Here is a 16407-nt window from a genome sequence, read left to right as displayed (position 1 = left end):
CCTCGAGTCATAAGTCCCATCATAATTGAAGGCAAAGAGCGCCTTCTATTATGCCGTGCCTTATGCTTGTCGGGTCTGAGCGAGGCACTTCCGCTTTGGATAGAAGAAAAAAGAATAGTTTTAAAACAAAGTTTATGTCTAGCTTCAGCGTCTAGCCCCTCGAGTCATAAGCCATTCATGAATTGAAGACAAAGAGCGTCTTCTATTCATGCTTGTCTTATGCTTGTCAGGGCTGAACAGACGCTTCCGGTTTTGATAGAAGAAAAAAGAATTAGTTTTCAAATAAAGTTTATGTCTAGCTCCTCGAGACATAAGTCCCATCATAATTGAAGGCAAAGAAGCGCCTTCTATTATGCTGTGCCTTATGCTTGTCGGAGCTGAGCAAGACGCTTCCGGTTTTGATAGAAGAAAAAAGAATTAGTTTTCAAATAAAGTTTATGTCTAGCTTCAGTGCCTAGCCCCTCGAGACATAAGCCATTCATGAATTGAAGACAAAGAGCGGTCTTCTATTCATGCTTGTCTTATGCTTGTCGGGTCTGATCAAGGCACTTCCGCTTTTCGATATAGGAGGTTTTTTTGTGGCGATACGTGAAATAGTGCAATATCCGGCAGAGGTATTAGAACAAGAGTGTGAGAGGGTTACTGTTTTTGATAAAAAATTAGCTAACCTTGTAAAAGATATGTATGATACGATGGTAGCGGCGGATGGTGTAGGTCTTGCTGCTCCGCAAATTGGGATTGCAAAGCAAATTGCAATTGTTGATATTGATGATGAAAACGGGACGATTGAGTTAATTAATCCTGTTATAATGGAGAGAAAAGGTGAACAAGTTGGTCCAGAAGGCTGCTTAAGTTTTCCGGGCCTTTTCGGTGATGTTAAACGGGCGGAATATGTAAAAGTAAGAACGCAGAACCGCCGCGGAAAAATTCGTATTATTGAAGCTAAGGGATTTTTAGCACGTGCACTTCAGCATGAGATTGATCATTTGCACGGTGTTTTATTTACATCCCAAGTGCTGCGTTATTATGAGGAAGATGAACTAGAACAGTCGGAAGGGGTTTAATAATGACGAGAATCATTTTTATGGGAACACCTGATTTTTCAGTTCCTGTTTTACAAAAGCTTATAGATGACCAATATAATATTGTAGGAGTTGTAACACAGCCTGATCGTCCGAAAGGGAGAAAAAAAGTGTTAACACCGCCGCCTGTAAAAGTGGAAGCAGAAAAGCACGGGCTTCCTGTTTTACAGCCGGAAAAAATTCGGGAAAAAGAAGAACTGGACAAAATTTTTGCGCTTGAACCGGATTTAATCGTTACAGCCGCGTTCGGACAGATTTTGCCGAAGGAGCTTCTTGATGCACCAAAACTTGGGTGTATTAATGTACATGCTTCTCTTTTACCCGAACTTCGCGGTGGCGCACCAGTGCATTATTCAATCATGCAGGGGAAAGCGAAAACGGGAATAACGATTATGTATATGGCAGAGAAACTTGATGCAGGAGATATTTTAACGCAAGTGGAAGTTGGTATTGATGAGCGTGATGATGTCGGTATTTTATTTGATAAACTAAGTATAGCAGGAGCAAAATTGCTTTCAGAAACAGTTCCGCTTTTATTAGAAGGTAAAATTACCCCTGTAAAACAGGACGAAGAAAAAGCAACATTTGCGTATACTATAAAACGTGAACAGGAAAAAATTAATTGGGCAAAGACTGGTGAAGAAATTTATAATCATATTAGAGGATTATGCCCATGGCCTGTTGCTTTCACAACATTAGACGGTCAGGTAGTGAAAGTCTGGTGGGGAGAAAAAGTAAAAGCGGAAGAGAAGGCTGAACCTGGAACAGTGATTGGGTTTGAAAAAGACGGGTTTATCGTGGCGACGGGCAATGAGACTGCGATTAAAGTAACCGAACTTCAGCCTGCAGGTAAAAAGAAAATGAAAGGTGAAGACTATTTAAGAGGCCAAGCTCTTCAAATAGGATCTATTTTAGGTTTATAATGAAGAAAAATAACGTTCGAGATGTCGCATTAGAAGCATTGCTTCAAGTTGAAAAAAATCAGGCATACAGCAATTTACTGCTAAATGCATTCATAAAAAAACATGCGGTTGATAAAAAGGATATTCCGCTGTTTACAGAGCTTGTTTACGGGACATTACAGCGCCGTGATACACTTGATTTCTTTTTAGAGCCGTTTTTAAAAAACAGTAAAAAGCTAGAAGACTGGGTAAGAATCCTTCTTCGTCTTTCTGTTTATCAAATGATTTATTTGGACCGCATTCCGGAGCGGGCTATTTTCTTTGAAGCAGTTGAAATTGCAAAAAAACGAGGGCATAAAGGAACAGCCTCACTCGTCAATGGTGTGCTCCGCTCCCTTCAGCGTGAAGGTGTTCCTTCTGTGGAAGAAATAGAAGATGATATAGAAAGAATTGCTGTAAAAACAAGTCATCCAAAATGGCTTATCGAGAAATGGGCGAAACAATTCGGACTTGCTGAAACAGAAAAAACAGGTGAGACAAATTTACTGCCGCCGGTTCAAACAGCACGTGTGAATAAAATGAAAGAGACATCTGACTCATTAATAGAAAAGCTGAACGAAGAAGGTTTTTCAGTGGAGCATGGCGATCTTTCAGAAGATGCAGTGAAAAGTGTAAAAGGAAATCTTGTTCACACACAAGCTTTTAAAGAAGGATTGTTTACGATTCAAGATGAAAGCTCGATGCTTGTTGCAAGAGCGCTAGGTGTGGAAGAAAATGATAATATTCTTGATGCATGTGCGGCTCCTGGGGGAAAATCGACTCATATTGCTGAGCTGTTGAATGGGACAGGACATGTTCACTCACTTGATATCCATGAGCATAAAGTGAAGCTTATAAATGAACAGGCAGAAAGACTTGAGTTAGGAAATATTCAAACATATGCGCTCGACAGCAGAAAAGCAGATGAGCAGTTTGAAAAAGAGAGCTTTGATAAAATTTTAGTCGATGCTCCGTGCTCAGGACTTGGTGTCGTAAGAAGAAAACCGGATTTGAAATATACAAAACAACAAGCAGACGTAGAGAAGCTCGCAAAGCTGCAATATACAATCTTAGAGACAGTGGCATCCTTATTAAAGAAAGAAGGACGTCTTATTTATAGCACTTGTACGGTTGATCATGAAGAAAATGCGGACGTTGTTGCGAAGTTTTTAGAAAATCATCCTGAATTTGAAAAAGATGAAACAGTAGCAAGCCGTTTACCTGAACGTGTGAAACCGTTCATCAAAGACGGAGAGTTACAAATTTTGCCTCATTATTTTGGGACGGATGGATTTTATATTGCAGCTTTAAGAAAGAAGGGTTAAATAATGGAAGAAACAAGAGAAACGAGAAAAAAACAGGCGGAAGCAAAATCAGATGTGAACCCGTCTATTTACTCATTAGAGTTACATGAGATAGAAAGCTGGTTAACAGAAAACGGAGAAAAAAGCTTCCGAGGAAAGCAAATTTTTGACTGGCTTTATACAAAGCGTGTGGCAAGCTTTGACGATATGTCAAACTTATCAAAGGATTTACGTGAAAAGTTACAAAATAATTTTACATTAACGACATTAAAAACACTTATTAAACAAACATCAAAAGACGGCACGATGAAGTTCTTATTTGAGCTTCATGACGGGTATTCAATTGAAACGGTTTTAATGCGTCATGATTATGGTAATTCTATATGTGTAACGACACAAGTCGGCTGCCGGATCGGCTGTACATTCTGTGCTTCTACATTAGGCGGATTAAAACGTAATCTAGAGGCAGGAGAAATTGTTGCCCAAGTTGTAAAAGTACAACAGGCACTAGATGAATCTGATGAAAGAGTAAGTCATGTCGTTATTATGGGTATTGGTGAGCCTTTTGATAATTACGATGAAATGATGTCATTTTTAAAAATTATTAATCATGATGAGGGATTAAATATTGGTGCGAGACATATTACCGTTTCGACGAGTGGAATTATCCCAAAAATTTATAAATTTGCAGATGAGCAGCTTCAAATTAATTTTGCTTTATCACTGCATGCGCCAAATACAGAGCTAAGAAGTAAACTGATGCCAATCAACCGTGCTTATAAGCTGCCGGATTTAATGGAAGCTATTAAATATTATGTAAATAAAACAGGCAGACGTATTACATTTGAATATGGTTTATTTGGCGGAGAAAATGATCAGGTCGAACATGCGGAAGAGCTTGCACGTTTAGTAAAAGGCTTGAAATGTCATGTTAACTTAATTCCGGTTAACTATGTACCAGAACGTAACTATGTAAGAACACCGAAGGAACAGATTACATTATTCGAAAAAACTTTAAAAGATCGCGGTGTTAACGTAACTGTCCGAAGAGAGCAAGGGCATGATATCGATGCAGCATGCGGTCAGCTAAGAGCGAAGGAGCGTAAAGAGGAGACGAGGTGACAAAGTTGGAAGCTGAATTTTTAACAGACAGGGGAAAAGTAAGACAACATAATGAAGATGCTGTCGGTGTATTTCAAAATGAAGTTGGACTTTTAGCCATTGTGGCAGATGGAATGGGCGGCCATCTTGCAGGCGATGTCGCAAGCGGAATGACGATTGCGATGTTTGAAACTTTATGGAAAGAAGCAGAAAATGTAGAAACACCTGATGCAGCAGAGAAATGGCTTAAAGAAAATATTAAAAAAGTTAATAAAGCATTGCATGAACATGCACTGGCGCATTCTAATTGCAGCGGTATGGGTACAACATTCGTAGGTGCAATTTGCACATCATCATTTGCAACAATCGGCCATATTGGCGACAGCCGCTGTTATTTATACAATAATGATGGTTTTAAACAGGTGACTGAAGACCATTCCTTAGTTAATGAGCTTGTCCGTTCAGGACAAATTTCAAAAGAAGATGCGGAACATCATCCGAGAAAAAATGTTCTCCTTAGAGCACTAGGTACAGAGGATACAGTAAGTATAGATCTTAAAACAGTTGTTTTAGAAGAGGAAGATCAGCTTTTATTATGCTCTGATGGTTTATCAAATAAAGTAAGTGATGACGAGCTTGGAGCCGCATTAAAAGCAGAAGCCTCTTTAAAACAGATAGTAACAGAGTTAGTAGAGCTGGCGAATGAAAACGGCGGCGAAGATAATATATCCGTTATTATTGTAAAAAAGACTCCTGTTGTTTTAAATGGTGACGGACCGTGTTAATTGGTCAAAGATTAAGCGGGCGTTACAAAATCATTGAGGTGATCGGCGGAGGCGGAATGGCCAACGTCTATTTAGCTAAGGATATCATTTTAGAGCGGGAAGTAGCGATCAAGGTACTTCGCTTTGATTTTGCAAATGATGATGAATTTATAAAAAGGTTTCATCGGGAAGCACAGGCAGCGACGAGCTTGGCACATCCTAATATTGTTAGTATTTACGATGTTGGTGAAGAAAACGGTGTTTATTATATTGTGATGGAATATGTAGAAGGACACACATTAAAGCAATATATTCAAGGTTATGCACCGCTTCATCCGCGTGAAGCATTGAATATTATGAGTCAAATTGTCTCTGCGATTGCTCACGCACATGAAAATCAAATTGTTCACCGTGATATTAAGCCACATAATATTTTAATTGATAGACATGGGAATATTAAAGTGACTGATTTTGGAATTGCGATTGCCCTTAGTTCAACGACGATTACACAGACGAACTCTGTTCTTGGTTCTGTTCATTATATGTCACCTGAACAGGCGCGCGGTGGACTTGCAAATAAAAAATCGGATATTTATGCGATGGGAATTGTCTTTTTTGAGCTGCTAACCGGGAAAATGCCGTTCGACGGGGAATCGGCGATTGCGATTGCATTAAAACATTTGCAAACAGAAACTCCTTCACCGAAAAGGTGGAATCCGGACATCCCGCAAAGTGTAGAAAATATTATTTTAAAAGCAACTGCAAAAGATTCTTTTTACCGCTATAATACGGCAGAAGAAATGGAAGCAGATATTGAAACTGCATTAGATCCAAGCCGGATAAACGAGGCTAAATTCGTTGTTCATGATGACGAAGCGACAAAAGCAGTACCTGTTATAACAGATGAAATATTGTTTACACATACGGATGATGATACAGTCATTCGTACATCTGAAAGCGAGGAAATCAAACCTGATAAAAAGAAGAAGAAAAGTAAATTTGCTATATTTATTATAACCATGTTTGTTATATTAATAGCTGCAATAGTAGCAACATTTACAATTCTTCCATCCTTTTTAATGCCGGATGATGTGAAAGTGCCAGATGTTGAAAGTAAGAAATATGAAGAAGCTGTTTCCATTTTAAAAGAGGAAGGCTTTCAGATTGATGAAGAGATTCTCATTGCCGATGAAGAAATTGAGGAAGATTATGTTGTGAAAACAGAACCTGCAAAAGGGGATATTGTGAAAGAAGGAGCAAGTATAAAAATCTATAAAAGCACTGGAAAAGAAAAACTCATTTTCGATAATTATGTTGGACAAAATATTGATCGAGTAATAGAGCTTTTAAAGAAAAGAGGATTTGACAATATAAAGACAAACATTGAATACTCTGATACGCAGCTCGCCGGAACAATTCTTTCCCAAACACCTGAGCAGGATGATGAGGTCATTCCATCGGAAACAGAAGTAGTTTTCACTGTCAGCGACGGACCGAAGAGGATAAAATTAATTGACCTTAAAGGGAAAACAAAAGAAGAAGTGTATAATTATGTAGCGGAAAATGGGCTTAATATTAATGACTCGGAACAATACTCAGATGAAGTTCCAGAGGGCAGTGTTATTTCACATTCACCGTCTACAGATAAAGAAGTTATTCCTAAAGAAACGACACTCCATGTTATTTTTTCAAAGGGCCCGAAGGAAAAACCTGTGAAATCAGTGAAAAAAGAGATTGATATTCCTTATGAGCCTGATGAATACAGCCTAGGGGAGCCAATGGAAGTTTCTATTTATATTGATGATAATGAAAGATCCATTTCAGAGCCGTATGAGACATTTACTATTACAGAACCGATAATGAAAGAAGTTGAGTTTCATATTGCGCCTGGAAGTAAAGCATATTATCAAGTGATTATTAATGAGAAATTCGTAAAGACAGAAACAATTGCATATCCAGAATAAAAAGAAGAGAAATATTTCTCTTCTATCCAAAGGAGGTAACATATGCCACAAGGGAAAATTGTGAAGGCTCTTAGTGGTTTTTATTACGTAAAAGAGGATGAAAACGGCCGTTTTGTACAATGCCGCGGCAGAGGGGTATTCAGGAAAAATAAAATTACTCCACTCGTCGGTGATGAAGTAGTTTTTCAAGCGGAAAATGATACAGAAGGTTATATACTGGAAGTGCTTGAACGAAAAAATGAGCTTGTTCGTCCTCCGATTTCGAATGTGGATCAGGCAATTTTAGTATTTTCTGCAGTTGAACCTGATTTTAGCACTACGCTGCTTGATCGCTTTTTAGTTTTAATTGAAGCAAATGATATTGAACCGATGATTGTCATAAGCAAAATAGATTTAATTTCTTCAGAAGAAGTGAGACAAGAAGTAGAAAGTTTTGCGAAAGATTATGAAAAAGCAGGCTATACAGTTTTATTGACATCAACTCTTGATACTAGCGGAGTTGATAAGCTTATGCCGTATTTAGAAGAGAAAATATCGGTTATTGCCGGGCAGTCCGGTGTTGGAAAATCATCGTTATTAAATATGCTTCGCCCTGAATTAAGTTTGAAAACAGATGATATTTCTTCCCATTTAGGAAGAGGAAAGCATACGACAAGACATGTGGAATTAATTCCATTCGGAAGCGGCTTTGTTGCTGATACACCCGGCTTTAGTTCATTAGATTTTACTGATATTGAAGCAGAGGAGCTTACATACTGTTTTCCAGAAATGAGAAAGCTTAGTGCTGATTGTAAATTTAGAGGCTGTACACATGTAAGTGAACCGAAATGTGCTGTGAAGCTTGCCGTAGAAGATGAGGAAATAGCACAATATCGTTATGATCATTATTTATCATTTCTTGAAGAAATAAAAGATAGAAAGCCGAGGTACTGAGATTGATTAAAATTGCTCCTTCCATTTTATCTGCTAATTTTGCTGAACTAGGGAAAGAAATAAAAGATGTAGAAGCAGGCGGTGCAGATTATATTCATATTGATGTAATGGACGGCCATTTCGTCCCAAATATTACAATTGGTCCTTTAATTGTCGAGGCGATTAGACCGATTACGAAGTTAACATTAGATGTCCATCTTATGATTGAAAATCCGGATCTTTACATACAAGATTTTGTAAAAGCAGGCGCAGATCTTATTTCTGTTCATGTGGAAGCGACGAAGCATTTACACCGGACGATTCAGCTAATTAAATCAACAGGTGTTAAAGCAGGGGTTGTTTTAAATCCGCATACGCCGGTTTCTATCATTGAACATATAATCGAAGATGTTGATCTTGTACTTCTAATGACTGTTAATCCAGGCTTTGGCGGACAGAACTTTATTCCGCAAGTACTGCCAAAAATTAAAGAAGTAAGAAAGATGGTAGAGGAAAGAAAGCTGGATGTTGAGATTCAGGTAGACGGCGGTGTAAACGAAGAAACAGCACGTCTTTGCATAGAGGCAGGCGCAAATGTTCTCGTTGCCGGCTCTGCGATTTATAATAAGGAAGACCGCCACGAGGCAATTAGAAAGATACGGGGAAATTAATATGAAAAAGGGAGTCAGACTTTATAAGAGAAGTCTGACTCTCTCCATTTAAAGGAGGATAATATGAAGAGAAAATATGCACTCGTTGCAGGAGGACCTAAAGGAGAGCTTGCGGATTTAAAAGCATATAAAGATGAGAATGTACGATGGATTGGAATTGACCGCGGGGTTCTTTTTATTTTAGAAGCAGGATTTACGCTTCACCATGCATTCGGTGATTTTGATTCTGTGACGATGGAAGAAAAAGAGAAAATCGAAAGAGAGACAACTGTCTCCATTTACCCGGCAGAAAAAGATGCGACAGATACCGAAATCGCATTAAATTGGGTGTTAGAACAAACAGATGTGGGAGAGATTTATCTATTCGGTGCGACAGGAGGTAGGCTTGATCATTTTTTCGCAAATGTTCAGCTGCTTATTAACAGTATAGAGAAAGGAATAAAAATTACGATTATCGACTCCAAAAATCAAATCACCCTTTTTAAACCTGGTACATATAAAGTAGTAGAGCAGAGAGGATGGAAATATATTTCATTCGTTCCGATAAGTGAGGATGTGTATGATCTTACATTGACCGGTTTTAAATATCCTTTATCCAATGAACATATTAAGATCGGTTCGACATTATGTATTAGTAATGAGTTTGCGCAGGATGAATGTACTTTTTCGTTTACAGAAGGCATATTAATGATGATAAGAAGTAAAGATTAACGATCATTAGTTAACGTCATTTTTTTAAAAAATGTTGAATATAATAAAACAGAACTAATTTTTATTATTGACTGCATTACCTGTCGGAGATTTGACGACTTCATTTTTCGTAAGCGATTTGATTGAGGAGGGAAATAATGAAATTTTATACAATTAAATTACCGAAATTTTTAGGCGGAATTGTACGTGCGATGCTAGGGTCAATGAAGAAAAATTAAAACATTCACCCGCTTCGAATTTAAATAATGAAAAAAAGCACCTAATCGGTGCTTTTTACTTTTGTAAATTATACACGCTCAACTTTACCTGATTTAAGAGCGCGAGCAGAAACGTATACTCGTTTCGGTTTTCCGTTAACTAAAATACGAACTTTTTGAAGGTTTGCACCCCAAGTACGTTTATTAGCGTTCATTGCGTGAGAACGTGCATTCCCAGTGCTAGTTTTTCTACCAGTAACAACGCATTTACGTGCCATGTTATTCCCTCCTTACAAAAAAAGCTTGTATATGAAGAAAGAAATCTTTCCCTTCATACAAAACTACGTTTTAATAAAAAATGATCATGTATTTGTTTATACGAGATACTTTAATAATTTATCATACATGTAGTAAGAATGCAATAGTTCTAAGGGAAAGCTTTCAAGAATTTTACCTTGACATTCATTTTTCTAAAAGACAGATATATAGTTTATCACTAAAAGTCGGGGATGACAAATGAATACTTTGTTGATTTTTAGCTCATCCATTTGCAAGCGGAGCTTGCAAATGCTTTTCAGCTAAAGCTGAAAAGTGCTCCAATTTCTAAAAAGGGAGAGAAAAGCGAGCTTTTCTTCCCCTTTTTAGAAATTGGAGCGAGATGAGCCAAAAATCGAGCACAATACTAAGTCTTTATTGGGGATATAAAAGCAACCCCAAGTTACGGTGATGAACCCCAAATGAGGATTTTATGTAAATACTAGGAAGGTGCTATAGGAAATGGCTTTTAAATAAAGAAAGCTTATAGTAAAATGACTATAACTATGCAAAGTTTTTTACAAGGAAGGGAGAATGGTCATGTCCATCGAATTAAAAACGCAGTACGGCCAAATTGAAATATCTAATGAAGTTGTCGCAACAGTTGCTGGTGGTGCTGCTATTGATTGCTACGGTATTGTCGGAATGGCATCTAAAAACCAGCTAAAAGATGGAATAACAGAAATATTAAGAAAAGAAAACTTTAGCCGCGGTGTTATCGTCCGCCAGGAAGGGGACGACATTCATATTGATATGTACATTATTGTAAGCTATGGAACGAAGATCTCGGAAGTTGCTCATAATGTGCAGACGAAAGTAAAGTATACGCTTAATCAGACGGTTGGGCTTTCAGCCAATTCTGTGAATATTTTTGTACAAGGTGTTCGGGTAACGAACTTGTAGGAGGTTGTTTTGTTGAAAATTACAAATATAGATGGAAAGCGTTTCTCGGAAATGATCATTCAAGGTGCGAATAATTTGGCTGTGAATGCAAAAGTAGTGGATGCTTTAAACGTCTTTCCAGTTCCAGACGGTGATACCGGGACGAATATGAATTTATCATTAACTTCGGGTGCAAACGAAGTAAGATCAAACGTTTCCAGCCATATTGGTGAAGTAGGCGCAGCTCTTTCAAAAGGGCTTCTTATGGGCGCAAGAGGGAATTCAGGTGTTATTCTTTCCCAGTTATTCAGAGGATTTTCAAAAGCGATTGAAACGAAAGATACAATTGACAGCATTGAATTTGCAGATGCGCTTCAGGCTGGTGTTGATACAGCATATAAAGCGGTAATGAAACCGGTGGAAGGAACAATTTTAACCGTTGCAAAAGATGCGGCAAAAACAGCGGTCGAACATGCGAAAACGACAGAGGCGATTGATGAGCTGATGGAGATCATTTTAAAAGAAGCAAATGCTTCATTGAATCGTACACCTGATCTATTACCGGTTTTAAAAGAAGTCGGTGTCGTTGACAGTGGGGGACAAGGGCTAGTATTTGTGTATGAAGGATTTTTAGCAGAACTAAAAGGGGAAAAGCTAAAAGATTCTGCTGTCATGCCTTCGATGGATGAGCTTGTAAATGCGGAGCATCATAAAAGTGTACAAAGCCATTTAGACACAGAGGATATTGAATTTGGCTACTGTACAGAATTTATCGTCCGTTTTGAAGAAGGAAAAGAAGTATTTGAGGAAACGAAATTTAGAGAAGACTTAAGTGAATTCGGTGACTCTCTCTTAGTTATTTCTGATGACAACTTGGCAAAAGTACATATACATGCGGAATATCCCGGTGATGTTTTATCGTATGGGCAGAAATACGGGAATTTAATTAATATGAAAATTGAAAATATGCGCCAGCAGCATACGAATATCGTCGGTGAAAAGAAAAAAGAGCCTGCTGTTAAAAAGGAAAAACAACAATATGGCATCGTCACTGTTACGATGGGCTCTGGAATTGCCGAGTTATTTAAAAGCATCGGTGCAGGCTCTGTCATTGAAGGCGGGCAGACGATGAATCCGAGTACAGAAGATATCGTCCAGGCGATTAAAGATGTAAATGCTGAAAATGTTATTATTTTACCGAATAATTCAAACATTGTTATGGCAGCGGAACAAGCGGCATCCGTCGCCTCCGAAAATGTCATCGTTATCCGTTCTAAAACAGTCCCGCAAGGAATGAGCGCTCTCTTAGCATTTAATCCTGAAGCTGGGCTAGAAGAAAATAAAGAAGCGATGGAAGCTGCTTTGGATAATGTGAAAAGCGGACAAATTACATATGCGGTCCGTGACACAAGCATCGACGGTCTTGAAATTGCTAAAGATGATTTCATGGGAATCGAAAATAGCAAAATTGTTATTACAGAGAAAACACAATTGGAAGCAGCAAAAAAATTAGCTTCTCATATGGTAACAGATGACAATGAAATTATGACTATTTTAAAAGGTGAAGACGCTGATGAAGACGAATTAGACGAATTAGTTGCCTTTATTGAAGATAAATTTGCTGATATCGAAGTAGAAGTACATGACGGAAAACAGCCGTTATATGCGTATATTTTTGCGGTTGAATAAGATAAAAAATATAAATGGAAGCCCTGTAGAAAAATTCTGCAGGGCTTTTTTTATTTTGAGGAAGAAAAACAGTGAGAAAGACTTATGAAAATCTTAGCATAATATGTTGAAAATAAACAAAATTACTCATTTATTGGAAAACAATCTCTTGGTAATATTTGTGTGAGGAAATCTTTTGGAAAAGGGGCTGAAAAAAATGTCCTACTTAGCCAGTTTATTGTATCAGCTTAGCGAAAAGCAGGAACAGCTTGGACGGCTAAAAACATGTGAATCAGAATTACAGAACTTACAAGGTGAATTTAGAGAGAATCAAAAGCTGGTAAAAGAGCCTCAGCTTACTTCTGTCACATGGGCAGGGGATTTAGCCGACACATTTGAAAGCATTCGTAAAGAGGCAGACACATCATATAAGGATATTTCGGACACACAGCTGAATGCAGTGCTTAAGGATATTGCTGATAAAATTCTGTCTCTCATACAGGAAATTCAGCTGCTTGAAAGCCAGATTGCAGCTGAAAGAGCAAGAATGGAAAGTGAAGAAAGTAAAGGGAAGGAGTGAACGCAGTGAGTCAGGAATTAAAAGTCCGTTATGCGGATGTCGAAGCTGCTGTATCTAAAATAGACAGCAGGATAGGAGCTCTGCAAACGAATCTAGGAAAAGAGGCAGCAGGCGGAAATAAATTAGATACTGTTACAAAATTAAATGAATTAAATGCTTTACTACAAGAAGTGGGAGAAGCATATAAACAAATATTAAAAGAGAATAATCAATCTGTTCGGAAGACTTTACAGGAATTAAAAGAAACGGATGCCGAACTTTCTTCCCGTATACAATCATCTTAATAAATAAATGGGAGGTTAGCTGTTTTATGAGAAGAGGTGAAGTATAATTAAAGTACTAGATGTTCAAAACTTACATAGTGGAATAGACGAGCTTATTAAAAAAGTTGGAAATCAGAAGAAAGATATTCAAGATGTCGGAGCCGCTGTTCATTCTTTCGCAGCCCTTGAGGACTCTTTCAATGGAAAAGGCGGTAAAGCTATTCGTTCTTTTTATGAAGAGTGCCATTCTCCTTTTCTTCTATTCTATCAACAATTTCTTGCATCATATGAACAGATTTTGAAGCAGATAAAAAGCTCCCTCCAATCATTGGAACCATTGGACAGCGGGTATATACAAGAATCGTTTTTATTGAATAACTTGGAAGAAGGACTTCAACAAACGAAAAAAATGACCGCTTTATTAACAGAGGAAGCAAACGATACTATACGAAGTGTGCAAGATATTATTCCATTGTCCACTCTTCAAGCTGATGACTTTCTGGAAGATATTTATCAGGCACAAAAGTATAGAAATACAACAATGGAAAAACTGTATGCGTTTGATAAGCAGCAAGCCTTTATTTTAAGCGAAACTACCCATGACTTATATCAAATGAGGAAATATATTCAGGATATACAATCACAATTTCAAAGTGGAGCATGGAGTATAACCGGATATGAGGCCGGTCAGCTTTCAGAAAGTGGAATAACTTTTGTTGCCGCTGCAGAGAAGCCAAATGTCACTGCTCCTGCTTCCGAAGAAATTCTCGCTTGTGAGGCTCCAGTCGCAGAGGAAGAAAAAGTTGATGATTTGAATAATTTCTTATTGGAAGGTAAATCGCTGTTATTAGATATTTTACCAGGTATTTTACCAGGTATTTCCGGTATGAAAACACTGATAGAAGTAATCACTGGTAAAGATCTTATTACTGAAGAAGATATTAAACTAACGAAGGGACAACGGTCGCTAATATTGGATTTTGTGCCGTTTATTTCTAATGTAAAAGCAGCGATAGAAACAATTACTGAGAAAGATTTTATTACCGAGAAAGAACTGACGACGGCGGAATGGGTTATCGGTGGTGCATCGATTCTTGCTGGTCCTATTGGAAAAGCAGGAAAATGGATTTTTAAAGGAGGAAGTGAATTAGTCGCAAACATTCCAAAGTACGCAGATACCATAGCCGAGCAATTTAAAAAAGTACAGCATGTACTTAACCCGGAGAACATCAAATCTGTTATGGATGATGCTTACAAACAAGCGACAAAGCTAGTTAGAGGGATACCAGGAAAAGTGCAAGAAATGAAACAGTCCATCCTAGACAGCTTGCCCTCTATTGCTCCAGATGTTGTAATGGATGGTGGAGGAGCCGTTGGTAGAATAGGTGGAGATGTAGTAGAGGAAGCAAAAGAACAAATCTACACTTTTGCTAAAAATATTAAAAATGAAGCAAAGGCAACTGTTAATGAGGTAAAATCGCTGTTTGGTGGTAATAAGGGTACGGGTAAAGTTGATTCTGACCTAATAAAAAAATATGTTAAAGATATGGAGCAACGTACAGGTAGAAAGTTACCTAAAAATCAAATAGAAAAATTGAAGGAAGCGTTAAGAGATAAAGAATATATAAAAATGTCACCAAGAGAGACTGTAAAACATAGAGTTGAATTTGATAAAGTCAAAAATAAAGTAATAAAAGAATGGGAGGAAAATACCAGACAAGAATGGCCTGTTTATAAGGAAAATGTTGTATCGCAAAAAACAGGTAAAATTATTAGAAAAAAAGGAGATAAGTATGATGCTCACCATATCATTGAAAATTCTTTTAGAGGAGAACATGAGTGGTGGAATATACACCCAGCGAAATTTCCAGATGAGCATCAAGCTGGTATTCATGGAAAGGGTTCACCAGCAAATGAATTATTTAAAGGAGGTAAAAAATGATGAGCTATAATTTTATAAAAACAAACAAAGAAAATGATTTTTATCCAGTCACTGAAAGTGAAATAGAAGAGGTTGAAAAAAACTTGAATTTAAAAATTCCTAATGAATTGGTTAATTTTTATTTAGAAGTTGGCTATGGGTTTATTAAAGGATCAGAGTTTAATATTAATCGTATTATGGATCCGTATTCTGTAAGGGACTTTAGGTTGAGAATGAATGATTTTGAATTTTATCCAGATATAGAAATATATGATGAATTTGAGGAAAATAAATTAATATTCTTTGAAGGAAGCGAATCAGCTTTAATGTCAATCGAATTGAATGATAATAATGAAAATCCAATTTATTATTATGATATTCAAATTGCAACTTCTCTTACCGAATTTTTAAGAAAAATAGAAGAAAATGATAAGTATTACCTTGATTTATTAGTTGATTAAAAATTTGATGAACATACTATTTATTCCTTAAGCGGCTATAGGCCTTTTAAGTTTTTTGGATAACTATTCGATTTATATTTGCACAGGGGAATGATAAAACTAGTGGCGATAAACATAAGTTATAATATGAAATGCTCATTTTTAACTTGTTTACAGTTAAAAATATTCTCGAATTCACATTAATAACTCATGAAGGTTATACCATCAAGGAGTATTAGTATTATTTTAATACTAAGGCAATACGAACGAGAATAGGGTGAGATGCCATTTTACTAGACAGGACCATTCATGGGTATCGTAAGTAAAAAACTAACGAGATTGAACAGGCTCATGGGTTTAAACGTGACACTTGTCAAGAAATGAAAAAGATGTCATACTGTCAGTATAAAAGCATGAAACTTACAAACTTATGAAAACTTAAAGATATTACTAAACTTAGAATATGTATGAACTTAAAGCACTTGATTGTCTATTATAGGCGACAAGTGCTTTTTTGCATGTTTACATATATGGATTAAAACGCTCATGATTATTTAATTAGTATAATAAGTGTTAAATTTTATACGAGTAAGAACATAAATAGGGGAAGAATAGACGATGGAAGCACAGGTTTCGATAGACAAATTTGTTATAGATTATAAGGATGTACCGCATTCAGTATTTTTACGTC

Annotated in this window: 16 protein-coding genes and 2 pseudogenes; 17 read left to right on the top strand and 1 reads right to left on the bottom strand. The window is 37.1% G+C overall.

What is annotated here, in order from left to right:
- Window positions 1-578 precede the first annotated feature (578 nt).
- The 10 genes from def (at window position 579) to spoVM (ending at window position 9668) form a co-directional block, all read left to right on the top strand.
- Complete coding sequence (def, locus tag BFA01S_RS16460) at window positions 579-1064, top strand: peptide deformylase (RefSeq protein ID WP_066233087.1); 486 nt, start codon at window positions 579-581, stop codon at window positions 1062-1064.
- A gap of 2 nt (window positions 1065-1066) precedes the next feature.
- The gene (gene fmt, locus BFA01S_RS16455) at window positions 1067-2005 is read left to right on the top strand and encodes a methionyl-tRNA formyltransferase (RefSeq protein WP_066233086.1); all 939 of its coding nucleotides are present in this window, start codon (window positions 1067-1069) and stop codon (window positions 2003-2005) included.
- The gene (gene rsmB, locus BFA01S_RS16450; RefSeq protein ID WP_066233082.1) at window positions 2005-3348 is read left to right on the top strand and encodes a 16S rRNA (cytosine(967)-C(5))-methyltransferase RsmB; all 1344 of its coding nucleotides are present in this window, start codon (window positions 2005-2007) and stop codon (window positions 3346-3348) included. The genes fmt and rsmB overlap by 1 nt, the downstream gene beginning before the upstream one ends.
- A gap of 3 nt (window positions 3349-3351) precedes the next feature.
- On the top strand, window positions 3352-4449 hold the full coding sequence (gene rlmN, locus BFA01S_RS16445; RefSeq protein ID WP_066233077.1) for a dual-specificity RNA methyltransferase RlmN: 1098 nt from the start codon (window positions 3352-3354) through the stop codon (window positions 4447-4449).
- Window positions 4450-4454: 5 nt separating this feature from the next.
- Window positions 4455-5213, top strand: coding sequence for a Stp1/IreP family PP2C-type Ser/Thr phosphatase (locus tag BFA01S_RS16440; RefSeq protein WP_066233091.1), 759 nt, complete (start codon window positions 4455-4457; stop codon window positions 5211-5213).
- The gene (gene pknB, locus BFA01S_RS16435; RefSeq protein ID WP_066233074.1) at window positions 5207-7156 is read left to right on the top strand and encodes a Stk1 family PASTA domain-containing Ser/Thr kinase; all 1950 of its coding nucleotides are present in this window, start codon (window positions 5207-5209) and stop codon (window positions 7154-7156) included. The genes BFA01S_RS16440 and pknB overlap by 7 nt, the downstream gene beginning before the upstream one ends.
- A 42-nt stretch (window positions 7157-7198) precedes the next feature.
- The gene (rsgA, locus tag BFA01S_RS16430) at window positions 7199-8089 is read left to right on the top strand and encodes a ribosome small subunit-dependent GTPase A (RefSeq protein WP_066233073.1); all 891 of its coding nucleotides are present in this window, start codon (window positions 7199-7201) and stop codon (window positions 8087-8089) included.
- A gap of 2 nt (window positions 8090-8091) precedes the next feature.
- Entirely contained in the window at window positions 8092-8739 is a 648-nt protein-coding gene (rpe, locus tag BFA01S_RS16425; protein WP_066233070.1) for a ribulose-phosphate 3-epimerase, read from the top strand.
- Between the two features lie 63 nt (window positions 8740-8802).
- Complete coding sequence (locus BFA01S_RS16420) at window positions 8803-9450, top strand: thiamine diphosphokinase (protein ID WP_066233066.1); 648 nt, start codon at window positions 8803-8805, stop codon at window positions 9448-9450.
- A 137-nt stretch (window positions 9451-9587) separates the two neighbouring features.
- Window positions 9588-9668 carry a stage V sporulation protein SpoVM gene (gene spoVM, locus BFA01S_RS16415; RefSeq protein WP_066233064.1) on the top strand — a complete coding sequence of 27 codons (81 nt, stop codon included), beginning with the start codon at window positions 9588-9590 and terminating at the stop codon, window positions 9666-9668.
- Between the two features lie 68 nt (window positions 9669-9736).
- On the opposite strand, the gene rpmB is transcribed toward spoVM, so the two are convergent.
- On the bottom strand, window positions 9737-9925 hold the full coding sequence (gene rpmB, locus BFA01S_RS16410) for a 50S ribosomal protein L28 (RefSeq protein ID WP_066233061.1): 189 nt from the start codon (window positions 9923-9925) through the stop codon (window positions 9737-9739).
- Between the two features lie 577 nt (window positions 9926-10502).
- On the opposite strand from rpmB, the gene BFA01S_RS16405 reads away from it, so the two are divergent.
- From BFA01S_RS16405 to BFA01S_RS16380, 7 genes and pseudogenes are all read left to right on the top strand, one after another.
- A complete protein-coding gene (locus BFA01S_RS16405) occupies window positions 10503-10865 on the top strand; it encodes an Asp23/Gls24 family envelope stress response protein (protein ID WP_066233058.1) in 363 nt (120 codons plus the stop codon).
- Window positions 10866-10877: 12 nt separating this feature from the next.
- Window positions 10878-12533 carry a DAK2 domain-containing protein gene (locus BFA01S_RS16400; protein ID WP_066233056.1) on the top strand — a complete coding sequence of 552 codons (1656 nt, stop codon included), beginning with the start codon at window positions 10878-10880 and terminating at the stop codon, window positions 12531-12533.
- A gap of 196 nt (window positions 12534-12729) precedes the next feature.
- Entirely contained in the window at window positions 12730-13092 is a 363-nt protein-coding gene (locus tag BFA01S_RS16395) for a YwqH-like family protein (RefSeq protein WP_156483824.1), read from the top strand.
- 5 nt (window positions 13093-13097) lie between these two features.
- Entirely contained in the window at window positions 13098-13376 is a 279-nt protein-coding gene (locus BFA01S_RS16390) for a DUF5344 family protein (RefSeq protein ID WP_066233047.1), read from the top strand.
- 43 nt (window positions 13377-13419) lie between these two features.
- Window positions 13420-14484 (top strand): annotated as a pseudogene (locus BFA01S_RS23350) (T7SS effector LXG polymorphic toxin); the annotation flags it as partial.
- 300 nt (window positions 14485-14784) lie between these two features.
- A pseudogene (locus BFA01S_RS23345) lies at window positions 14785-15297 on the top strand (LXG family T7SS effector ribonuclease toxin YxiD); the annotation flags it as partial.
- Window positions 15297-15737 carry an SMI1/KNR4 family protein gene (locus BFA01S_RS16380; protein WP_066233089.1) on the top strand — a complete coding sequence of 147 codons (441 nt, stop codon included), beginning with the start codon at window positions 15297-15299 and terminating at the stop codon, window positions 15735-15737. The pseudogene BFA01S_RS23345 and the gene BFA01S_RS16380, both read left to right, overlap by 1 nt.
- The last annotated feature ends 670 nt before the right edge of the window (window positions 15738-16407 follow it).

Source organism: Metabacillus fastidiosus NBRC 101226, assembly GCF_001591625.1.
Classification (GTDB): Bacteria; Bacillota; Bacilli; order Bacillales; family Bacillaceae; genus Metabacillus; species Metabacillus fastidiosus.
This window is presented reverse-complemented; position numbering and strand designations above follow the sequence as displayed.